Raw genomic sequence first — 20,817 nt, forward strand, 5'->3', positions numbered from 1 at the left:
TTTTGTTGACTCTCAAAGGTCCAGGGTTTCGCCATCGTCGGGAATCAGAACTCGATCCGAAAGCCCTTGTTCGGCCAGGTATGCCTTGAGATCGGCGCGGGTGGTCATGGCGTGGTTCACTGATTCCATATGGCTTGCGATGATGACGGCGTCTGGTGCAGCGGCGCAGACCCTGGCAACATCTTCGGGGCTCATGATGATGCTCCCCAGGCCCGGGATTTGGGCGTTGCCGGCGTTTACAATGATCACGTCTGGTTTGTATTCGGCGATGTTCGCTTCGACATATTCATTCCAGATCGTATCGCCTGCGAGGTAGATGGTCTTTTCATCCGGATGCGAGAAGACGATGCCGATGACTTCTTGCAGCAGATCATAGGCGGCCTGGAGCGCTTCGTCCGAGCCGTGCTGTCCCGGGACCTTTTTTAGCTTCACGCCGTTGAATTCGGGGTTGCCGGTCAGAACTCGGACATCGCTGAACGTTTTGCCCTCTACCTTGTCAACGTGTACGCCATTCTCGTCCAAGACAAGCGCCGCAGCATTCGAGACCAAAGCCTTGTCGCCGAAGTGCTGAACGAAGAAAGGCGTTTCGGCCGAGATATTCTCTGCGGCAGTGCGATCCCAATGGTCCGGGTGGACATGGGTCATCAAGACAGCATCGACGTTGACAATCTCCTCCATCGGTACCACCAAGGCAGCGGTCGGGTTACGCAGGTGGTCATTCGCGGTCCCTGCGTAACCGGCATAGGTGTCTTTCGGAGCAAGCCACGGATCGACAAGGAACCTTGTGCCGGCATAGTTTAGGCGAATGGTGGCGTTGCGGATTTGCCGAACTTTCATTGTCTACTCCCTGTCGTTGTTGTTGATTTCAGAGAGTTTGGAATGCGTAAATGAGCTACGACAGCCAGAGTCAGGCCAACAAACGGTCAATTTGGGCCAAGAGCCTGTGGCCGGTGAAATCCAGCACGTTCAGTGCCTCATCGGAGCGTGTCACAGAATTCAGTAGGCCCTTGAATTGGTTAACCGAAGGTCTTAACAGACTGACCGTGCTGTTTTCGCCAGCCGCTGGGTGTCAAACCGTAACGGGACAGGAAATGACGCCGAAAGGCCGCCGAGGACCGGAAACCGATTATTGTTGAAATTGATTCGACATGTGTATCTGTGGTTTCGAGCAGCAAAAGCGCTTTTTGCAGACGCTGGCTTGTCAGCCACGTGCCCAGTGACATACCCGTCATTTTTTGAAAATTTCGGGTAAAACTACGTCGGCTCATTCCAGACAGGGCCGCCAGAGAATCGACGTTATGTGCTTCGGACAGGTGTTCAGTCAAATAGGCGATCGTCCTTTCCAAGCGGGAGCTGTCGGAATTCCGCGCGCTAGGGGGCTGGACGAATTGCGCCTGACTGCCATCGCGGCAATAAGGTATGACCAATCGTTGTGCTACGCGATTTGCAATATCGCTGCCGTGATAGCTTCGAACGATCTCGAGGCAGCAATCAATGCCCGCGCCGGTGCCGGCAGAGGTCACAAGGTTGCCGTCTTCAACGAAGAGCGCTGCATCGTTCAGCTTCACCTTGGGAAATCGAGCCCGGAAGTCTTCGATCATTTCCCAATGGGTCGACGCCTTCCGGTGATCAAGAAGCCCGGCATAGGCGAGGACATAACCGCCAAGGCAAAGTCCGACGATCTTTGCGCCATTGTCGTTGGCCCGCCGCAAAGCGTTGACAAGATCTTCCGAAGGGAGCTTGTCCGGGCTGTTCCAAAAGGGAATCACGATCACGTCCGCCGTGCAGATGGTCTCTGCTCCACCAGTCGGGACAATCGACATACCGAATTCATTGTGCAGGGCCTGTCGCTCCACGGCACAGATGCGCATATCGAATAGATCCAGCCCTGGCAGGAAGTTCCCGAAGATCGCGCACGGCACCGAGAACTGAAACGGCGCAAACCCATTGCAGACCAGAACAGCGACCATGGGCTTTACCGAGTTGGTCGCGATGCCGGGGCCTTTCGTCTCGCCTGTTTGTCCCATGAGCGATCTCCGTATCGGGCGAATCTATTCTCTTGCTGACCTCCAGACGGTGCCCGCGTCGCACGGATAGCCATTGGCCCTGCAGAGTTTGCGCACTCTTTATGCCAAAACTGGCCACTGGAGAAGGTGCGCGTGTCAATTTTTGTAACATGTGCACTTAACAGAAAGTCTATTCTACTTCAATGCTTCATCGAGCCTGCGCTACGGAGGTATTAGTCTAACCGACTGGTTTCATTGCCAATTATTCCTTCTCTTATTGTGCGCAACAACGCCGCGATATCAGATTCGCCCGTTTTCCCATCCTTACCGCTGTCGGCTACAGCGAATGCAAAAGACAAAATGATGCTTGATTGGAAACATGTATCCTGTTAGGAAACACTTAATAGCAAGAAGACAAAGGGAATGAAGTTGGTATGAGCGCCGAAGCCTCTTATGACATCGCCATCATCGGCGCCGGCCCCGCTGGATTGTATGCCGCCTATTATGCCGGATTCCGTGGACTGCGCACGGTATTGCTGGATGGGCTGCCGCAAGTGGGTGGACAAATCTCAACGATGTATCCCGAGAAGTTGATCCACGATGTCGCAGGTTTCGCGGCCGTTAAAGGTGCGGACTTTGTTGCCGGCCTCCTCAAGCAGTCCCGTCGCCAGAACTATGACCTGAAACTGGAAGAGACCGTTTCCGAGATGGTAAAAGAAGGTGACGCTTACCGCCTGACCACTGAAAGCGGCCTGTTAGTCCAAGCAAAATCAGCCGTGATTGCGGCCGGTCTTGGCCGTTGCGAGCCGCGCTCTTTGCCGGCACTGAATGGTGTATCGTCATCCAACATCATGCATTTTGTGCCGGATCTTTCGGTGTTGAATGATAATGACGTGGTCATCGCCGGTGGTGGTGACAGTGCGGTCGACTGGGCTCTGGCCGCCGAGACGCGCGCCAAATCTGTGACCATCATCCACCGACGCCCCCGCTTCCGCGCTCACGAGCGCAGCGTCGAGGAAATGAAGAACAGCTCGATCAAGATTATCGCCCCGGGCGAGGTTCTGGGTTATCGTAAAGAAGGTGATGCAGAGATCCTAACCGTGCGCGATGACGCCATCGGCAATATCGATCTGCCTTTCGGCAAATTCATCATGGCCCTCGGCTTCGTGTCAGACCTCGGTGCGATGGGCACTTGGGGTCTGGGCATCGACGGGTTCCGCATCCCAGTCAAACCAGACATGGAAACCCAGCTACCGCGCGTCTTCGCGATCGGTGACGTCAGTGAGTATCCCGGCAAGGTACGTCTAATGTCTGTTGGCTTCGGAGAAGCCGCCATCGCCGTGAACCACGCCGCCGCGGCAATCAATCCTGGAATGTCTGTCCTTCCGGGGCACAGCACAAATGAGGCCTGAACCATGCCCTACGTGATTTCTGACAGCTGCATCGGCAACAAAGACCAAGCCTGCGTAGACGTATGCCCCGTTGACTGCATCTACGAGGCTAAAGGCCGCGTATGGATCCAGCCGGGCGAATGCACCGACTGCGGTGCTTGCGAATTCGAATGCCCGGTAGAGGCGATCTCCTATGCCGCACCAGATGATAATGACGACGATTTGAAGGAAGCACGCGAGTTCTTCGAAACGGTGCTTCCAGGACGCGATGTTCCTATCGGCTCTCCGCGCGGTGCGCGCAAGGTCGGGATTATCGACAGTGATCATCCAAGGGTGCTCAAACTTCTAAATGGCGGATAACTGAAGAAAAAAACGCCCCCCACAAAACACCTCAACAAGGAGACATCAATGCCGACCAACGCAAACATTTCATCCATCGAAGAAGCAAAGGCGTTTCTGGAAAAACATAATATCGACACCATTCGGGTTGGTGCCGTGGATTTGGATGGTCTGTGGCGGGGCAAACAGTTCGGTGCGGAATACTTCCTGAATTCCGTCGTAGAAAACGGCACCAACATCGCAAATGTGCTATTTGGCTGGGATGTCGAAGACGAGGTCGTGGAAGGCCTTGCCTATACCAACTGGGAAACTGGCTATCCCGACATCAAACTAATTCCCGACCTGACCACACTTCGCCTGATCCCCTGGGAGCCGCGGGTCGCTTCCGTCATCTGCGAGATGGTGGAAATGGATATGACCCCCGTCGTTTTGTCCCCGCGCAACATCCTGCGCAAGGCCGTCGAAAAGGCCAATGCTATGGGCTATCAGCCCAAGGCCGCCTATGAATTTGAATTTTATCTTTTCGAAGGCTCGATCGCCGACATGGCTGAAGGCGACTACCGCACCCTGCGCCCCGCTCGCCGCGCCGGCCATACCTATTCCATGTTGCATTATGCGACCTCAGACGATCTTTTCGGACAGCTGCGTCGCTACATTCAAGAAGCCGGCCTCACCATCGAGGCAACGATTAGCGAACACGGGCCCGGCCAGTTCGAGTTCAACCTTGAGTACGACGATGCGCTTGCCGCGGCGGATGGTGCGCTGTTTGCCAAATATGCGGTTAAGGAACTGGCCACCCAAAACGGTATGACCGCTTGCTTCATGGCCAAACCAAATGCGGCGTGGTCCGGTTCTTCGGGCCATATGCATATGAGCCTATCGGACATGGACGGCAATCCGCTGTTCAACAACGCGGAAGATCCGCTGATGCTGTCGGATCTGGGTCTGTCGTTCTTGGCGGGTATGAAAGAAAACTCCCGTATTATGTCGGCGATCTACCAGCCGAACGTGAATTCCTACAAACGCACGATGAACGTCGGTGCTTGGGCGGCCGCGAACTCGTCCTGGGGCATCGACAACCGGACCGTTTCCTTCCGCGCCATTCCGTCAAAGGGTCCAGCCGCACGGATCGAGAACCGCATACCTGGCGCCGACACCAACCCCTATCTGGTGATCGCCGCCAGCCTACTGTGCGGGCTGAAGGGCGTCGAGACCGGCATGGACGCCGGCGAACCCTTCAAGGGCAATGCCTATCGCGCGACCCCGGAACAAGCTACGCCGCTTGCTAGCTCGCTTGAGGAAGCCGCGCATCTGTTTGCCGATAGCCCGATGGTGCGCGAGCTGTTTGGTGAGGAATTCGTTGACCACTACGTGCGGATGAAGCGGTGGGAGCTGCTGCGTATGAACTCGAAAGTCACTGACTGGGAACTCAATCGCTATCTGGAAGTAATCTGATCCCTTCATCACAGCCAAGCACATATCGGCCCTGGCCGCGGCACGATCAGGGCAGCTGAAGAGCAAATGTTTAGGAGACTAAAAAATGACAAGTGCCAAGGAAAAGGACATCAAGGACGTTTCAGCGAACTTCGACTTCCACGGAGAAGCGCTGGACACGATCTTTGACACCTATGCAACGCTTCGCTCGGAATGCCCTGTGGGCCGCAGCGAAAAATACGGCGGCTTCTGGTTCATCACGAAAAGCGATGACATCTTTGCTGCAGAGCAGGACCCGGAAACTTGGTCCGTGCGTCCCAGCATGATGTTCCCCCCGGTGACGGATGCCGAACTGCCTCCGATCGACAGCGACCAGCCCGAGCACACGGACTATCGGCGGATCCTTCTGCCGTTATTCACACCGAAAGAACTGAAGAAGCTTGAAGAGCCGATCCGAGAAACAGCGCGCGCTCAGGCTGTGGAATTCCTTTCAAAGGGTTCGGGTGCAGATGCGTCCTACGGTTATGCACGCCCGGTTCCAACTATCATTTTCAGCAACCTTGCCGGTTTTCCTGAGGAAGATTGGCCGAAGTTCGACCAGTGGGTTGATGACATCATCTATGAGCGTGTTGAGCGTCCGGACGTTATGCGAGCGGCTGAAAAAGCCGTCTATGACTACTTTGACAACCTTCTCGACATTTGGGAGGACGATCCGGAGTCCGCCACGCTGATCGATTACCTTTGCCGCGCTAAGATCCATGACAAACTGCTGACTCGAGATGAACTTCTGCGCTACTGCTACCTACTGTTCCTTGCCGGTCTCGACACGACGGCTTGGGCTATCCGCGCAGGGATCTGGCACTTGGCGCACAACCCCGAAGACCAGCAAAAATTGCGCGATGATCCTTCCCTCATCCCCATGGCCTGCGAGGAGTTCCTGCGATGCCTTTCGCCGGTTCAGGCGATGGCTCGCACCTGTCTCAAGGACACCGTGGTGCGCGGACAGGAAATAAAGGCCGGGGACCGTGTTGTTTTAGCCTTCGGATCGGGCAACCGCGACGAAGAGATTTTCCCGAACCCCGACAAGGTGGACATCCTACGCCAGGAAAACCGTCACCTCGGCTTCGGCGGTGGAATCCATCGCTGCCTGGGTTCCAACCTGGGGCGACGCGAACTGGTGGTTGGCATCGAGGAGTTCCTCAATGTCGTACCGCGCTTCACGCCAGCTGATCCCGACCAGAAATGGCACGGCGTTGGCCCACTCAACATCAAGTTCTGATTGAAGGAAGAAACCATGAAAGTCTGTATAGACGAAAACCTGTGCCAGGGCCATGCCCGCTGCGTGTACTTTGCCCCCGATGTTTTTGAAATCGATGACGAGGGCTATGCAAACGTGCGTGAGGGTATGGAAAACGTTCCCGCGGACCAGCAGGACAATGTTCGTAGAGCCGCGGCGAACTGCCCCGAGCGCACGATCATTATCTCCGAGTAACGCGGATGAGTACGCTGCGGATCCTCATTTCGGAAGGCAATGAATGCATCGACCGGGCACGCCTGATCCGCAGTGCAGGCCATTCATCCAGTGGGCTTTGCGACCGGGTGCTTCATGACATCCGGTCCGATCTAAAGACAGAGATTTTCTTCGCGGCCGACGAAGCGCAAAGGCCCACAAAGCCGCTTACGGACTACGACGGCATTCTGTTCACTGGGTCGATGTCCAATATCCAGGATATGACTGACGGCACCCTCCGACAGCTGGCTTTCATGCAAGAAGCCTTAGCCTCGGGCACGCCGCTGTTCGGCATCTGCTGGGGGCTTCAGCTTGCTACAGTGGCCGCGGGCGGCCAGGTCGGCCCCAGCGGTGCCGCTGATGGCCGCGGCGAATGGCCGTTCGCGCACCGGATCGCGCTGACCCCCGCCGGCCTCGATCACCCGATGCACCTGAACCGTCCTACCGTATTTGACAGCTACGCATTTCATTCGGACGTGATCTTCGACCTGCCTCCCGGTGCCACTGTAACCGCCCGCAATGGCCGTTGTATCCAAGCGCTGGAACTCCAGGGCCAGAAATCCGTCTTTTGGGGCGTGCAATACCATCCTGAGGCCGATGGTGTCCAGGCTGCCAGCTTCACCTGCGGCTTTGCTCCAGCACTAGTCGAGGCCGGCTACTACCCAGATGCCGATACCCTTTCTGCCTCCGCCAAGGCTCTGCGCCGCCTCGGTCCAGATTACCAGCCGAATGCGGAAGACCGCGACCAACTGGGCGCTCTCTCCCTCGACAGATTCGATTTTGCACCGGTCGAGCTAGTCAACTGGTTGCAGCATCAAGTCCGCCCTGCCCAGACCCGTCGGCAGGGCCGGTAGTGTACGGACAGACGGCGGGAACGCGGCTGCAACCATTGGGAAGAAGGAAATCCCCTGCCATGACACAGATGCGCATCCTCATCTCGGAAGGCAATGAACAGGCCGACCGGGCAATTTTCACCGCCTATAACGGCTGCGCGCCTAGCGGTATGTTCGAGAAGCTGCTGCGCCGCTTGCGGCCGGATATCGAAAGCGAAATCCTCCTGACCACAGATGCCGACCAAACGCCCCAGCGTCCGCTTACGGACTACGACGGCATTTTGTTCACCGGCTCGAACTCCAACATCCACAAGATGACAGAAGGTACCCACCGGCAGCTCGATTTCGCCCGTACCGCCTTTAAGTCCGGCACCCCGATGTTCGGGATCTGCTGGGGTCTGCAGCTGGCCACCGTCGCCGCCGGCGGCGAGGTCGGACCCAGCCAGGCCGAGGACTGCAAGTGCGAGGCACCTTTCTCCTTCGGCGTAAGCCTTTCTGAAGAGGGGCGCGGGCACCCAATGCACTTGGGCCGGCCTGAGATCTTTGACACCTTTGGCTTCCATTCCGACCAAGTGACTCGGCTTGCCCCCGGCAGCCGCGTGACCGCCCGCAACCGGCACTTCATTCAGGGCGTGGAGATTACCGGCGCGAAATCCGTCTTCTGGGGCGTCCAGTACCATCCCGAGCTAGATGGCCCTGATACAGCAGGCTTCATGCGCGGCAGCATCCTGGAGTTGGTCGACGGCGAAGTTTACACCTCACTCGACGCAATTCAAGCCGTTGCCGAAGCGCTGGACCGTTTCGCACCGGACAGCTCGCCGACCGAGGCGGATATGGCCCTGTTCGGGCCACTCGACCTGTCGAGCTTTGACTTCAGGCCCATCGAATTAATGAATTGGCTGGACCTCATGGTGCTTCCGGCCCAACGAAAAAGAATCTCAGCCGAGCAACCGGTAAGAGATCACTTCCCACAGCAAAGGTCAGAAGAATGCTTCTTCGGATCACAGGAGGAGCAGATGCTGTGACGGAGCTTTGGAGACGTCAACGGACCGGCGTCGAATACTAGAAACATCGTCCAATCAGGGAGAGAACAGATGTCAAACCCAAGTACAGCTACAGCTGATACTTCAACACAGCTACTAAAGAGTTCAATCACCTTCTTTCATATCGTTTTCATGGTCACCGCGGCGGCAGCACCGCTTGTTGTCGTTTCCGCCTATATCCCGATTTCCATCGCGTGGGGTGCGGGTGTGTCCACGGCACTTACCTACGCTGCAACCACGCTTATCCTGCTCGTCTTCACCGTAGGCTTCGCACAGATGGCAAAGCGGATCACCTCCGCCGGGGCATTTTATACGTTCACAACGCAGGGTCTGGGCAAACCCACCGGTCTGGCCGTCGGGCTGACCGTGATGTCTGCATACAGCATGATTTCTCCAGCGATTGCGGGCGGCTTCGGTTTCTACACTGCGCTTCTGCTCGAGACTTACCTCAGCATCAAAGTCGCATGGTATTGGTGCAGTGCCGCGTCGCTTGTGTTGATGTGGATCATCTCCACCTTTCGGATCACCTATGGTGCGAAGATCCTCAGCGTCCTGCTGATCGTCGAAGTTCTGATCATCGCCGCCCTCTGCCTGACCACTACGGTTGCCGGCGGTGCAGAGGGTCAGATGCCTCATGTCTTTGACCCCTCGGGCTGGAACGCCGCCCCCGCTATCGGTGTTGGCTTTTTCCTGGCCTTCTGGTCTTGGATCGGTTTCGAAACCACTGCGATCTATGGCGAAGAAACTATGGACCCCAAGAAGGCCGTGCCGCGCGCGACCTATATCGCCGTTTTTACTCTAGGTCTGTTCTACACCTTCGCAGCCTACGCCGGTCTTGTCGGTTTTGGCAGCAACTCGACCACTCAAGCGGAAACCCTCGTCGACCAGTATTTCTTTGAACTGGCCGATATCTATACCTTCCATGGCGTCCGCGTGATCATGGACTTCCTGGTGGTAACAAGCTTCTTTGCTTGTTCGTTCGCCTTCCACAACAATGCGACCCGCTACTTCTATTCGCTTGGACGTGATGGAATTCTGCCTAAAGCACTGGGTCGTACGCATGCCGAGCACAAGGCACCGCACATCGCTGCTGGCGTGCAGGCTGTGATTGCGCTGTTCACTGTTGCACTGTTTGCCTTTGGTGGCGGTGATCCTCTGTTGCACTTGGGTACTTGGCTGCCGATTTTCTGCACGCTTGCAGTGATCGGCGTTCAACTGATCGTGTCACTGGCAGTGATAGGCTACTTCAACCGTATCGGTCGTGATGAGCCGCTGGCATGGTGGAAGACGCTCCTGGCCCCGGCCCTTGGTGCCGCAGCTCAATCCGTCGTTGTGTTTCTGCTGCTCAAGAACATCACCTTTCTCGCGGACAGCGAAACGCTTGTGGTCAAGATGATCCCCTTCTACGTGATCGCCATCGCCGCAGTAGGCTTTGTCTACGCTCTGTACCTGCGTGGCAGTCACCCCGAGCGTTACGCGATGATCGGCAAGTTGCACGATGACGAGCTTGAAGATGCCCTCGTCGACACAGACTACGTTGGTGAATATGAGGACCGTGCCCGCACCTGACGGTTGGGCCCAAACTACCTCTAGGAGCAAGATAGAAAACCGGGCCTGCCAACTACAGCTGGCCCGGATTTTTCATATCCAGAGGCTGCTTTCGAGTAACTTCTCGGCTCATCTGCCCCGCTCTATCGGCGGGAAGAAAGCGAGGCAGTTCCGCTCTTGAAGGAAAGTTTCCATATGTGTAAACACGTATCGGTACGTGAAACAGGTTTCGACATGTGCGGTTTAACTAAATGTACAGTAGAGCTTCGTGAATCTTATGCGCCCCCTTTTTGAGTAGACAGACGTCTCTTTGGCTGAACCGAACCCCGAGTGTTCGGAGCAGACGATCAAGTGGGCTGTTTATGGCAGGATAGAGGGCGAAGGTCCGTTAGAATAGACCTTGAAAAGGGGCGTAGCAACAGATGTCTTTTGAAAATGCAATACGAACCCAACGCACCCGAAAGGGCATAAGTCTGCGTTCGATGGCAACAGAACTGGGTATTTCAGCGTCCCAACTGTCTAAAATAGAAACTGGAAAATCGAAACTTTCAGTTGAACTTGCACTAAAGATCGCAGGCCTTTTGGAAGTGCCAGCATCGGTCTTTCTGTCGAAAGGCTCGCCATCGGCAGGCGGACGACGTACGATTACCCGAGCTTCCCATGAGGACATGCATACCACACCGGGAATGCGATTTCGGCCGCTGTGTACCGATCTAAAAGACCACGAAATACTCTACTGGATCACTACCATCACTGCGACCAACTTCGCAGAGAATGGAGGCTGGCATCAGCATCCAGGGCAGGAGTTCTTTTACGTTTTGTCCGGGAAATTAAAGCTCTTGTCTCAGCTTTACGAAACGGCCGAACTCAACAAAGGCGACAGCATCCTGTTCGATTCAGAACAACCCCATGCTTACGTTGCGGTAGACGGTCCTGCTGAATTGATGATGATCAACGTGTTTGCGTGACCCGGCCCTTCTCGGCCGGATCACGCAACCCGTCAATCTAGGGCGCGAAACGCCGCTTCTATCGCCGGCGCCAGAGTCTCGGCCATCTTGTCGATTCTCTGTTCATTGGACAGCAAGTCGTTGCGGATTTCGATATAGGCATTCGGGACACCTACCGACAGCCCATGCCGGTCCAACGTAAACCAATCACTTTCTGCAAAGCTGTACGGCTCGTTTTCTGCCGAAGCGAAGCTATCTTGCTGAGCCAAGGCCGCCATCAAAGGTGTCTTGAGCCGAGTATCATGTTTCCACATCACACCGATTTCGCAATCCCGATACATAGTCTCCCAAACATGCGAGAAGGAGTGGATCGATATGATCCCCTTACCTACTGGGGCCTTCCCTCCAAGACAGTCTGCAACGGCTGTCTCAACCGGGTGTCGCGCGATTCGCTCGCGAAGTTCGCGTTCGCATTCACTGATCTGCTCGTTATAAGGTACGGGGATCCCGCCCATATCAGGACGGATGCAACTTGGATCATGGCTCTTGCGGTTATAATCCAGAAATAGCCGCGAATAGTTCGACACGATCGCGGTGGCATCCAGAATTTCCGCGATTTTCAATGTCAGATTTCGGGACCCCAGATCGTAACCATAGTGGGTCCCGGTGAAGCTTTCGGGCAAGCCCAAGGTGCCCCATGGCGCTGGAATCCGGAAACCGCCATGTTCGCACAATAGGACGATACCATCATTGCGTCGCCCTGTCCGTACCGATACAGCCTCGCGCGCACAGCGCGCGAGGTCTTCTGCGGGCAGGTTTTCTATCCGACCCATTAGTCGATCGTCCGGATGTGGAATGACTTGACGTCCATCACGCCCAGCAGACCTTCTCGGCCGTTACCGCGACCAAGGCCAGACATCTTCTGGCCGCCCCAAGGCAGGTAGAGGTCTGCGTGGTCGCAGCGGTTGATAAAGACCGTGCCAGCTTCCAGCTGATCGACCAGTTCCAAGCCCGCATTGGTATCTTGGGTCCAGATACCCGCGGTCAGGCCATACTGGTTGTCATTCATCAACTCGATCGCTTCGGCGTCGCTGGCCACAACCTGCACACAGGCCAGTGGACCGAAGGTCTCTTCCTTCATGACCAACATCGAATTGTCGACACCGGTTAGTAGGGTCGGCTCGACATAGCAGCTCTTGTCTCTGACAGACGACAGGTCCAGCCCTGGCTGGGCATAGGCATTGGCACCCTTGGCAACGGCATCTTCAATTTGCAGGCGGATGTAGTCAGCAGCCGAACGTTTGACAACCGGACCAACGGTCGTGCCCTCTTCGTTCGGATTTCCGACCCGGTACTTCTTCATCTCGTCCTTGAAGCGGGTAATGAAATCGCGAGCGATATCGGCATGCAAATAGATCCGCTCGACGGAGCAGCACGATTGACCGGCATTCGAGAAGCAGCCATCCGCGATTTCGGCAATGGCGGTATCCAGATCAGCATCGGCGCGCACATAGGCCGGGTCTTTGCCGCCCAATTCCAGGTGAACATGCGTCAGCGTGCCGGCAGCTGAGCGGTGAATTGCCAGGCCGCCGGAAACCGAACCGATGAAGTTCACGCCCTTCAGGCGCTCGGACTTGATGATCTGGTCAACCTGGTCGTGGCTGAGCTCCAGAACCTGAAGGACACCTTCCGGTCCTTCAATGGCCTCAAAGGCCTCGCGGACGATTCGGCCCACTTCGGCGGTCTGGGCAGCGTGTTTGAGGATCACGGTATTACCGGCTAGAATTGGAGTTACAATCAGCCATGGCAACATGCCCACGGGATAGTTCCAGGGGCCGATTGACAGATGGACGCCCTGCGCGCCACGACGAGTAAAGCGGCGTGTTTCACCCGCCGAGGTATAGGTCTCGTCACCGATGCCTTCTAGTGCCTCGATCTGCGATTGGGTGACGGCACGAAAACGGGGGGTCTCGTCCGCCTGCGATGCGGGACGCCCGATACCGCGGGTCAATGCTTTGGCCAGGTCATCTTTGCGTTTGATAAGTTCGTCGGCCAGCGCCAGAACTAGCTTTGCGCGGTCTTCATTGGACGACCGGCGCCAAGTCTTATACGCGGATTCAGCTTTCGTCAGGGCCGACTCAATTTCCTCGGGGGAAGCTGTAGTGCCCACAATGAATTTCGTGCCGTCGATAGGGGATGCAACTTCGATATTAGCCATGAATACTCCACTGATTTGTGTTGCGTTTTGTCGTTTCGTTTCCTATAAGGCAACACGTGTCGATAAGCAACACACTCTCACGTGATGCGAAAGCTGGTCCGCCAGCGAATGAAAAAGAGTGTTCAGGGAGCTACCATGATCAAATATGACTTCTTCGGCCGCGTGGCCATTGTTACCGGTGCTGGTGGAGGGATGGGCCTGGCCCTTACCGAGAAACTGCTTGCCGCGGGCGCTTCCGTTTTGGGCATCGACCTGAAAGACAAGCCGACCTCGCTGGAAGAGGGCGCGAATCTGACATACGCGCAGGGTGATTTGTGCGACGAGGCGTTCGTTGCCAAGGCCGTTGCAGATGCTCACGTCAAGTTTGGCCGGATCGACTATCTAGCGAACATTGCTGGCGTTCTGATGTTCGGAAAAGATGTCACCTTAATGGACATCGATATGGACGTTTGGGATCGCGTGATGGACATTAACCTCAAGTCTATGGTTCACACCACGCGCGCAGCGGTGCCCTATATGAAACAGGCCGGTGGAGGCGCAATGGTGCATTTCGGCACAATTCAGTGCCTGCGCGGCGACGCCAAGCCTCAGGATGCTTATGTGGCCAGCAAATCGGCCGTCATCGCGATGTCGAAATCCATCGCCATGCAGTTCGCCGATCAGAATATCCGCTCCAATGTTATCCATCCCGGCGTCACTCTGACCCCGATGCAAGAGCGTTGGAGCGACGAAGACAAAAAGGCCATGGCCGATTACGTCCCGATGAAAAGGGTCGGCAAGCCCGAAGATCTGGCCGATGCGGCACTCTACCTGTTGTCCGATGCGGCTGCCTACGTCACCGGTGTCGACCTGATCGTCGATGGCGGCCTGATGCTCAAGTACTGATACTGAGCCGTTCCTCACGCCTAACCTAACCAACTGCAGGGCCGGCCTATGTCGCCCTGTCTGCCAAGCGAGAGTCCAATGACCGATTCCATATCGCAGCCGAAATCCGCCGCATTCTGGCATAAAACTGTATCGACCCTTTCCATCGAGGGGCGTGCCCTGATCGACGGCAAGCTGGTAGAGGCGAAGTCGGGCAAGCAATTCGACGCCATCTCTCCAGTCGACGGCCGGCTCATTGCAAGCGTCGCCTCGTGCGACGAGGCGGATGTCGATGCCGCTGTTGCCGCCGCAAGACGCGCCTTCGATGACGGCCGCTGGAAATCCAAGCCGCCTGCAGAGCGAAAGGCCATCCTGCAGCGTTTCGCAGAGCTGCTACGCGCCCACTCAGACGAACTGGCAACGCTGGTGACGCTGGAAATGGGCAAGCCCATTTCCGTGTCGGTCGCCGGCGACGTGAACGGCACCGCGCGCTGCTTCGGTTGGTACGCGGAATCCATCGACAAGATCTATGACGAGATCGCCCCGACCGGCGAGCGCGACCTGGCCATGATCACCCGAGAACCGCTTGGCGTGGTGGCGGCCGTGGTCCCCTGGAACTTCCCCCTCGTGACGGCAGCCTGGAAATGCGGTCCGGCCTTGGCGATGGGCAATTCCGTAGTCCTGAAGCCAGCCGAGCAATCGCCGCTTTCTGCGATCCGCTTGGGCCAACTGGCGCTTGAGGCCGGGGTCCCCGAAGGGGTATTAAATGTCGTTCCCGGCTATGGCCACACAGCCGGCAAAGCGTTGGCCTGTCACATGGACGTGGACGGCATCTTCTTCACGGGCTCGACCGTCACCGGCCGCTTGTTGATGGAATATTCCGCAAAGTCAAACCTCAAGAAAGTCGGGCTGGAACTGGGCGGCAAGAGCCCAAACATCATTCTTTCTTCCTATTCGGATATTGAGACGGCGGCCAGTACGGCGGCGAACACCATGTTTGCCAATCAGGGCGAGGTCTGCATTGCGCCCTCGCGGCTGATCGTCGAACGCTCCGTACTGGACCAAGTGAAAGAGGTCATTGCGGCCCGTGCTGCCGACTGGCAGCCCTCGGATCCCTTCGATCCGGAAACCCGGATGGGGGCTTTGGTCGACATGAAGCACGCCAATCGCGTGATGGACTATGTCCAGCGTGGCGCGGACGAAGGGGCAACCTTAGTCACCGGTGGGCAACGTGCCCTCGAGGAAACCGGTGGGGCCTATGTGGCACCGACCGTTTTCGCGGATGTCACCAACGAAATGACCATCGCCCGCGAAGAAATCTTTGGTCCGGTCCTCTCGGTGATCGCGGTGGACAATGCCGAAGAGGCCGTCGCAGTCGCCAATGACAGCCCCTATGGACTGGCGGCCTCTGTCTGGTCGGACAACCTGACCGAGGCGCATCTGGTGGCCAAGTCACTGCGCGCGGGGATCGTTTATGTGAATTGCTATGACGCCTGCGATATGACCACGCCCTTTGGCGGCTACAAGCAGTCGGGCAATGGTCGCGACAAATCTCTGCATGCTTTGAACGAGTACAGCGAACTGAAGACTACGTGGGTGCGCCTCTGATGGCCAACCACCTGCTTTGGGGGCGCACATGAAGAAGATCCTGATTGCCGAAGGAAACATCACCGAGGCGAGAGAACGCTCGCGCGCCTTGTGCGGGTTCACCCAAGGTGAACGGTACGCCCAGGTGCTGCGCGACCTTGCGCCCACCCTCACGGTCGACGTCTACAACCTGCCAGAACAGGGCCACCTACCCCGTCATGTTCTGGATGGCTTCGATGGCGTGGTCCTGACCGGCTCGGCCCTGCAGATCTACGAGGATCGGCCGGAGGTACATCGTCAGATCGTCTTCGCCCGGGATGTCTTCGACGCCGGGATGCCCTTCTTCGGCTCCTGCTGGGGTTTGCAAGTCGCCACCGTCGCGGCTGGCGGCGAGGCTGCCCTGAACCACCGGGGTCGCGAGATCGGCTTTGCCCGTCGCATCACCTTGACTGAGGCCGGGCAAGATCACCCGATGCACCGCGGTCGAAGCGGCGCCTTCGACGCACCAGCCGTGCATAGCGTGCACGTCACCCGGCCCGCCGAGGGTATGATTGTCACCGCGACCAATGCCGTCAGCGAAGTACAGGGGGCTGAAATCCGCCATGGGAACGGCACTTTCTGGGGGGTCCAGTATCACCCTGAATTCACCATCGGCGACCTTGCCGATGTCATGCTGCGCTACGCCGATACGGTCATCAACGCTGAACGACTGTTCAGCGACCATGACGAGCTGAACACCTATGTAAGGGACCTGAGGGTCTTGCAGGACGATCGAGCGCGGCGCGACATCGCCTGGCGGTTTGCGTTGGATGCTGATCTCCTGGATGACCGCCAACGCACCCGCGAGCTATCGAACTGGCTCGAACTTCAGATTGGGGCGCGAGTTACAGCAGCCCCGACCAGCCCGGATTATACCAACTACGGAGCAGGCCCGGTCTAACGGCCGGCCAATCAACATAACCTGCCAAGACAGGACACAGGAGAGGTTTCATGCGCGCTGCCGTCTACGAAAATTTTAAGGGCCAGATCAAAGTCACCACTGTTCCCGATCCAACGCCGACCCCCTTTGGCGTTGTCATCAAAGTCGAGGCCACCGGCCTTTGCCGCAGTGACTGGCATGGCTGGCATGGCCATGACAACGACATTCATCTTCCCCATATCCCCGGTCATGAGTTTGCCGGTGTGGTTGCAGCACTTGGCAGCGCGGTCAAGAACTGGAAAGTCGGCGACCGTGTGACCATGCCCTTCATGGGTGTCTGCGGCACCTGTCCGCAATGTGCCTCGGGCAATCAGCAGCTTTGTGACGACCAGTTTCAGCCTGGCTTCCGGCACTGGGGTTCGTTCGCGGAATATTTGGCGATCGACGACGCGGATGCTAATCTTGTCGCGCTGCCAGAAAGCATTGACTTCGCAACGGCCGCCGGTCTGGGGTGCCGCTTTGCGACCGCTTTCCGGGCGATTTCGGTGCAGGCCGCAGTCGAGCCCGGCCAATGGGTTGTTGTGCATGGCTGTGGCGGCGTGGGCTTGTCGGCGATTATGATTGCTACAGCTATGGGCGGCCGTGTCATTGCCGTTGATATCTCGGACGCCACTCTTGAGCTTGCCCGCAAACTGGGGGCCGAGGCCGTGATCAATGGCCGGTCGGTACAGGATGTCCCCGGTGCAATTGCGGATCTGACCGGTGGCGGCGCGCATGTATCTGTGGATGCCCTCGGTAGCGTAATTACCTGCCGCAATTCAATCGAATGCCTTGCAAAACGCGGCAAACACGTCCAGATCGGTTTACTGGCTGGCGATCAGGCCTTACCCGGAATCCCGATGGGCCGCGTCGTGCTGCGTGAGCTTCAGCTGTTGGGCAGCTACGGTCTGCAACCGTTCAAATACGCCGACATGCTGTCACTGATCGCTGCTGGCCGTCTGCACCCCGACCAGCTTATCGGTCGACGCATTTCTTTGGAGGAAGGCTGCGCAGCGCTGCCAAAAATGGACAGCTTCCAAGAAGTAGGCGCCGCCATAATAGATCGGTTCTGATACAACCTGTCTCCCTTTATCCCAATCATATGCCCGAGGCTCCCGTCTCGGGTTTTCATTCGCAAGGATTTCTGATGTCCAAGGCATTGCTCAAGCAGATAATTAACGCCAAATACCCGATGGTCGAATACGCCAAGGGCGTTTGGCTATACGATACCGAAGGGCGCGCTTATCTGGACGGCAGCTCGGGGGCGATGACCGCCAATATCGGCCATGGCGTACCCGAAATTGCACAGGCCGTGGCGCGGCAAATGGAAAAGATTTCGTTCAGCTATCGCACCCAGTTTACCAATGCGCCGGCCGAGGAACTGGCAGATCGGCTTGCCGCCATAGCTCCCGGCGATCTGGACTATGCCTTTTTCGTCAACAGCGGCTCGGAAGCATCAGAGCATGCAATCCGCGTGGTCCTGCACGTCTGGCGAGAACGCGGCCAGCCGGGCAAGCAAAAGATCCTGGGCCGCGAACGTAGTTATCATGGAATGACGATGGGCGCACTTTCCATGTCTGGCCATGACCTGCGGCGAAAGGACTACGGATCGCTTTTGCACGCTTTCCCAGCGGTCCCCCCGTCCTATTGCTACCGTTGCCCATGGGGCAAGCGTCCGGAAAGCTGCGGCATGGATTGTGCCGAAGCGTGGCAGGAAGCCATTCAGTCTGCCGGGCCCGAAAATGTCGCAGCGATCATCGTCGAGCCTATCGTGGGCGCGGCAGGGGGCGTTATCATGCCACCCAAGAACTATTTGCGCAGGCTGAGGGAAATCTGTGATGAGAATGACGTCCTGTTGATCCTCGACGAGGTGATCACGGGGATGGGACGGACAGGAAGTTGGTTCGCAGCGGAATGGGCCGAAGTTGTCCCAGATGTCTTGACCTTCGGGAAAGGACTGAGCGCAGGTTATTCGCCTATGGCGGGCCTGCTGTTGCGCGCCCCATTGGTTGAATCGATGCGCCAGAATAGCGGCAGTGCCCCCTTTGGTCACACATTCTCGAACAACCCACTCAGTGCGGCGGCCTGCCTCGCAGTGCAAGACTACATGATACAAAACAAGGTCTTCGACAACGTTCAGGCCCGCGGCAAGGAACTCGAGGACGGCCTGCGGGCATTGGCCCGCAAACACAGCTTCATGGCTGATGTACGTGGCCGCGGCCTGCTGTGGGGATTTGAATTCGTCAGTGATCCCAACACCGGAGAGCCGCCAGTAACGGCAAAAGCCGTGGCTGCCCGTTTCGGAGAGATCTGCTTCGACAAGGGGCTAATAATCTATCCCTCGGGCGTGCCGCCACTCAACAACGCGATTTTGCTGTCGCCACCCCTGACCATTTCCGCAGAAGAAATCATAACGCTGCTCAAAATTCTCGGCTCAGCGCTGGATGATTTTGCCGCAACTGGCGCGCTGGCCATCTAAAGCGATCGGAGTCGGCGTCGGAGGCAGGATTCAGGTCAGTCCGGCTTCCTCGATGAACCCACGCATGCGGCGGAGAACCTCGTCGCTCATAGCGCGCCCAATGTCGCTGCGAAAGGCAGCAAATAAGGTGATCCCCTCGGTGGCTGGGTGAATTGGAAGTACTGCTACCCGGCCATCCGACAGCTCCTCGCGGAAAGCAGCTGGGCACAGCAATGCGATGCCCTCGCCGTCCGGCACGGCGCGGTGGAAGGAATGAGCTGAATCCAAGCGCACAATCCGGCGCGGTCGAATTAGTCCCTCCTCTAGTTGCTGCATAACCTCTTTCTCAGGGATAGTGGCATGGGGATATTGCAGGATTGTCTGGTCGTTCAGCGCGGACAGACCGCTCACATGTCCTGCCAGAAGGGAGGGTGCCCCAATCCACTTCAGCGGCAGGCAGAATAGTCGACGTGTCTGGATCTGGTCCCCCGCCATCTCGCCGACCGAGATGGAGATATCCACCGTCGCCTCATCCACGTGACGTTGCACAATCTGGCTTGTGCCGGTGACGAACTCGATCGTCGAATAGCGCTTGTCCAGATGCTTCAGCAGTAGCGGTTGGAACAGGAAGGACGCGTAATCGGTCCAAGCGATCCGGATGCTGTCCTCGGACATGACGCCTGACCCGGTCGCTTCGACAAAATCCTTTACAGCACGAAGCGCAGTACGCGCCGCCTCTTGGCTTGCTTGGCCGTCGTCGTTCAGAACCAGATGGGATCCCTCCCGGGCAAACAGCTGACGGCCAAGATCGGCTTCCAGTTTCGCGACCTGCGCAGCTACGATGGCCTGACAAACGTTGAGGATATTGCTTGCCTTTCTAAAACTGCCCATTTTGGCGGTTATCACAAAGCTCTCGATGGAGCGGATATTTATGGCAGACCCTCCAACCTCATGACGTTTTTTTGTGCTAAACCAGAATTTTATGTGATTTACCTCGGCTGCGCAATCAGTGTCAACGTTTCTTAATTGGAAACATGTATCAAAAAACGGGACCCTGATGAAAAATTGGATTGGCGCGACCGCACTTCTCGCTCTCATGACCGCTCAGGCGCATGGGGAAACCGTACTCAAACTCGGCCACTTCGCCAGCGGCACAGTTCCGTTCTCGCGTGAAGTGCGGGTTTTCTGCGGCGGCGGCTAGCCAAAAGCCTTCGTCGGCATCGGCATCAGCCAACACGCAGCCCCAAGGATCGATGATCAAGGAATGGCCGGACATTGCGCCGTTGGGGCCAGAACCGCATTGGCCGGCCGCAATTACATAGGCACCGTTCTCGATCGCGCGGGCGCGCAGCAGGCAATGCCAGTTTGCATCGCCGGTGGTTCGGGTGAATGCCGCCGGCAAAAAGAGGATCCCGGCCCCGGCCGTGGCGTAGTCGCGGAACAACTCGGGGAAGCGCAGGTCATAGCAGACCGCCATGGCCGCACTGACGCCGTGAGTTCGGGTTAGGATGCCCTGATCGCCAAGCGTAAAGGTCGTGCTTTCACTGAAGCTGCGCCCCGGACCCAGGTCCGTCCGTCGCCGTCTTTACCTGTTCGGCGAAGGCATCAACAGATTGTGAGGATCCACTGCGTAAATCCGGTGTGTTAAGAGCCTGCGATGACGTAGCCTGAACCTGCCCGC

The 20,817-nt window shown here is 57.2% G+C and carries 20 protein-coding genes; 14 read left to right on the forward strand and 6 right to left on the reverse strand.

Translation table 11 applies throughout. The annotated features are described in order from the left end of the window. Nucleotides 1–12 precede the first annotated feature (12 nt). A complete protein-coding gene (locus tag J3456_RS16245) occupies nucleotides 13–837 on the reverse strand; it encodes an MBL fold metallo-hydrolase (RefSeq protein WP_349581182.1) in 825 nt (274 codons plus the stop codon). A gap of 179 nt (nucleotides 838–1,016) precedes the next feature. Next, nucleotides 1,017–2,027 carry a GlxA family transcriptional regulator gene (locus tag J3456_RS16250; RefSeq protein WP_349581184.1) on the reverse strand — a complete coding sequence of 337 codons (1,011 nt, stop codon included), beginning with the start codon at nucleotides 2,025–2,027 and terminating at the stop codon, nucleotides 1,017–1,019. Nucleotides 2,028–2,440: 413 nt separating this feature from the next. Here J3456_RS16250 and J3456_RS16255 point away from each other — a divergent pair, with 413 nt between their 5' ends. The 9 genes from J3456_RS16255 (at nucleotide 2,441) to J3456_RS16295 (ending at nucleotide 11,072) form a co-directional block, all read left to right on the forward strand. Next, nucleotides 2,441–3,418 (forward strand): NAD(P)/FAD-dependent oxidoreductase, encoded by a 978-nt coding sequence (locus tag J3456_RS16255; RefSeq protein WP_349581185.1) that lies wholly within the window; start codon nucleotides 2,441–2,443, stop codon nucleotides 3,416–3,418. 3 nt (nucleotides 3,419–3,421) lie between these two features. Next, nucleotides 3,422–3,757: a 4Fe-4S dicluster domain-containing protein gene (locus J3456_RS16260; protein ID WP_349581186.1), complete on the forward strand. Its 336-nt coding sequence runs from the start codon at nucleotides 3,422–3,424 to the stop codon at nucleotides 3,755–3,757. A gap of 48 nt (nucleotides 3,758–3,805) precedes the next feature. Next, on the forward strand, nucleotides 3,806–5,191 hold the full coding sequence (locus J3456_RS16265; RefSeq protein WP_349581187.1) for a glutamine synthetase family protein: 1,386 nt from the start codon (nucleotides 3,806–3,808) through the stop codon (nucleotides 5,189–5,191). Nucleotides 5,192–5,276: 85 nt separating this feature from the next. Next, the gene (locus J3456_RS16270) at nucleotides 5,277–6,449 is read left to right on the forward strand and encodes a cytochrome P450 (RefSeq protein WP_349581188.1); all 1,173 of its coding nucleotides are present in this window, start codon (nucleotides 5,277–5,279) and stop codon (nucleotides 6,447–6,449) included. Nucleotides 6,450–6,464: 15 nt separating this feature from the next. After that, the gene (locus J3456_RS16275) at nucleotides 6,465–6,662 is read left to right on the forward strand and encodes a ferredoxin (protein ID WP_349581190.1); all 198 of its coding nucleotides are present in this window, start codon (nucleotides 6,465–6,467) and stop codon (nucleotides 6,660–6,662) included. Nucleotides 6,663–6,667: 5 nt separating this feature from the next. After that, complete coding sequence (locus tag J3456_RS16280) at nucleotides 6,668–7,534, forward strand: type 1 glutamine amidotransferase (protein ID WP_349581191.1); 867 nt, start codon at nucleotides 6,668–6,670, stop codon at nucleotides 7,532–7,534. A gap of 59 nt (nucleotides 7,535–7,593) precedes the next feature. Further along, nucleotides 7,594–8,538 (forward strand): type 1 glutamine amidotransferase, encoded by a 945-nt coding sequence (locus tag J3456_RS16285; RefSeq protein WP_349581192.1) that lies wholly within the window; start codon nucleotides 7,594–7,596, stop codon nucleotides 8,536–8,538. A 69-nt stretch (nucleotides 8,539–8,607) separates the two neighbouring features. Beyond that, on the forward strand, nucleotides 8,608–10,125 hold the full coding sequence (locus J3456_RS16290; protein ID WP_349581193.1) for an APC family permease: 1,518 nt from the start codon (nucleotides 8,608–8,610) through the stop codon (nucleotides 10,123–10,125). 401 nt (nucleotides 10,126–10,526) lie between these two features. After that, a complete protein-coding gene (locus tag J3456_RS16295; RefSeq protein WP_349581194.1) occupies nucleotides 10,527–11,072 on the forward strand; it encodes a helix-turn-helix domain-containing protein in 546 nt (181 codons plus the stop codon). Between the two features lie 32 nt (nucleotides 11,073–11,104). Here J3456_RS16295 and J3456_RS16300 read toward each other — a convergent pair whose 3' ends face one another. Both J3456_RS16300 and J3456_RS16305 read right to left on the reverse strand, forming a co-directional pair. Further along, nucleotides 11,105–11,884 carry an N-formylglutamate amidohydrolase gene (locus J3456_RS16300; RefSeq protein ID WP_349581195.1) on the reverse strand — a complete coding sequence of 260 codons (780 nt, stop codon included), beginning with the start codon at nucleotides 11,882–11,884 and terminating at the stop codon, nucleotides 11,105–11,107. Next, the gene (locus tag J3456_RS16305) at nucleotides 11,884–13,269 is read right to left on the reverse strand and encodes an aldehyde dehydrogenase family protein (RefSeq protein ID WP_349581196.1); all 1,386 of its coding nucleotides are present in this window, start codon (nucleotides 13,267–13,269) and stop codon (nucleotides 11,884–11,886) included. The genes J3456_RS16300 and J3456_RS16305 overlap by 1 nt, the downstream gene beginning before the upstream one ends. 135 nt (nucleotides 13,270–13,404) lie before the next feature. Between J3456_RS16305 and J3456_RS16310 the strand changes: the two genes are divergently transcribed. From J3456_RS16310 to J3456_RS16330, 5 genes are all read left to right on the forward strand, one after another. Then, nucleotides 13,405–14,154, forward strand: coding sequence for an SDR family NAD(P)-dependent oxidoreductase (locus tag J3456_RS16310; RefSeq protein ID WP_349581199.1), 750 nt, complete (start codon nucleotides 13,405–13,407; stop codon nucleotides 14,152–14,154). A 78-nt stretch (nucleotides 14,155–14,232) separates the two neighbouring features. Next, a complete protein-coding gene (locus tag J3456_RS16315) occupies nucleotides 14,233–15,741 on the forward strand; it encodes an aldehyde dehydrogenase (protein WP_349581200.1) in 1,509 nt (502 codons plus the stop codon). 28 nt (nucleotides 15,742–15,769) lie between these two features. After that, on the forward strand, nucleotides 15,770–16,660 hold the full coding sequence (locus J3456_RS16320) for a type 1 glutamine amidotransferase (protein ID WP_349581201.1): 891 nt from the start codon (nucleotides 15,770–15,772) through the stop codon (nucleotides 16,658–16,660). A 50-nt stretch (nucleotides 16,661–16,710) separates the two neighbouring features. Next, the gene (locus J3456_RS16325; protein ID WP_349581202.1) at nucleotides 16,711–17,751 is read left to right on the forward strand and encodes a zinc-dependent alcohol dehydrogenase family protein; all 1,041 of its coding nucleotides are present in this window, start codon (nucleotides 16,711–16,713) and stop codon (nucleotides 17,749–17,751) included. Nucleotides 17,752–17,825: 74 nt separating this feature from the next. Continuing rightward, nucleotides 17,826–19,157, forward strand: a complete 1,332-nt coding sequence (locus J3456_RS16330; RefSeq protein ID WP_349581203.1) for an aminotransferase family protein — start codon at nucleotides 17,826–17,828, stop codon at nucleotides 19,155–19,157. A gap of 30 nt (nucleotides 19,158–19,187) precedes the next feature. On the opposite strand, the gene J3456_RS16335 is transcribed toward J3456_RS16330, so the two are convergent. Both J3456_RS16335 and J3456_RS16340 read right to left on the reverse strand, forming a co-directional pair. Continuing rightward, complete coding sequence (locus tag J3456_RS16335) at nucleotides 19,188–20,234, reverse strand: LysR family transcriptional regulator (protein ID WP_349581204.1); 1,047 nt, start codon at nucleotides 20,232–20,234, stop codon at nucleotides 19,188–19,190. Further along, complete coding sequence (locus J3456_RS16340; protein ID WP_349581257.1) at nucleotides 20,176–20,703, reverse strand: nitrilase-related carbon-nitrogen hydrolase; 528 nt, start codon at nucleotides 20,701–20,703, stop codon at nucleotides 20,176–20,178. The genes J3456_RS16335 and J3456_RS16340 overlap by 59 nt, the downstream gene beginning before the upstream one ends. Nucleotides 20,704–20,817: the final 114 nt, after the last annotated feature.

The sequence above is a fragment of the Sulfitobacter sp. NFXS29 genome (assembly GCF_040148765.1).
GTDB lineage: Bacteria > Pseudomonadota > Alphaproteobacteria > Rhodobacterales > Rhodobacteraceae > Sulfitobacter.

Coding starts and splice junctions, on each gene's coding strand:
- J3456_RS16290 (WP_349581193.1), top strand. CDS start 8,608: ATGTCAAACCCAAGTACAGCTACAGCTGATACTTCAACACAGCTACTA.
- J3456_RS16305 (WP_349581196.1), bottom strand. CDS start 13,269: ATGGCTAATATCGAAGTTGCATCCCCTATCGACGGCACGAAATTCATT.
- J3456_RS16335 (WP_349581204.1), bottom strand. CDS start 20,234: ATGAGAGCGAGAAGTGCGGTCGCGCCAATCCAATTTTTCATCAGGGTC.
- J3456_RS16250 (WP_349581184.1), bottom strand. CDS start 2,027: ATGGGACAAACAGGCGAGACGAAAGGCCCCGGCATCGCGACCAACTCG.
- J3456_RS16255 (WP_349581185.1), top strand. CDS start 2,441: ATGAGCGCCGAAGCCTCTTATGACATCGCCATCATCGGCGCCGGCCCC.
- J3456_RS16275 (WP_349581190.1), top strand. CDS start 6,465: ATGAAAGTCTGTATAGACGAAAACCTGTGCCAGGGCCATGCCCGCTGC.
- J3456_RS16295 (WP_349581194.1), top strand. CDS start 10,527: ATGTCTTTTGAAAATGCAATACGAACCCAACGCACCCGAAAGGGCATA.
- J3456_RS16270 (WP_349581188.1), top strand. CDS start 5,277: ATGACAAGTGCCAAGGAAAAGGACATCAAGGACGTTTCAGCGAACTTC.
- J3456_RS16285 (WP_349581192.1), top strand. CDS start 7,594: ATGACACAGATGCGCATCCTCATCTCGGAAGGCAATGAACAGGCCGAC.
- J3456_RS16300 (WP_349581195.1), bottom strand. CDS start 11,884: ATGGGTCGGATAGAAAACCTGCCCGCAGAAGACCTCGCGCGCTGTGCG.
- J3456_RS16280 (WP_349581191.1), top strand. CDS start 6,668: ATGAGTACGCTGCGGATCCTCATTTCGGAAGGCAATGAATGCATCGAC.
- J3456_RS16330 (WP_349581203.1), top strand. CDS start 17,826: ATGTCCAAGGCATTGCTCAAGCAGATAATTAACGCCAAATACCCGATG.
- J3456_RS16265 (WP_349581187.1), top strand. CDS start 3,806: ATGCCGACCAACGCAAACATTTCATCCATCGAAGAAGCAAAGGCGTTT.
- J3456_RS16325 (WP_349581202.1), top strand. CDS start 16,711: ATGCGCGCTGCCGTCTACGAAAATTTTAAGGGCCAGATCAAAGTCACC.
- J3456_RS16260 (WP_349581186.1), top strand. CDS start 3,422: ATGCCCTACGTGATTTCTGACAGCTGCATCGGCAACAAAGACCAAGCC.
- J3456_RS16320 (WP_349581201.1), top strand. CDS start 15,770: ATGAAGAAGATCCTGATTGCCGAAGGAAACATCACCGAGGCGAGAGAA.
- J3456_RS16245 (WP_349581182.1), bottom strand. CDS start 837: ATGAAAGTTCGGCAAATCCGCAACGCCACCATTCGCCTAAACTATGCC.
- J3456_RS16315 (WP_349581200.1), top strand. CDS start 14,233: ATGACCGATTCCATATCGCAGCCGAAATCCGCCGCATTCTGGCATAAA.
- J3456_RS16310 (WP_349581199.1), top strand. CDS start 13,405: ATGATCAAATATGACTTCTTCGGCCGCGTGGCCATTGTTACCGGTGCT.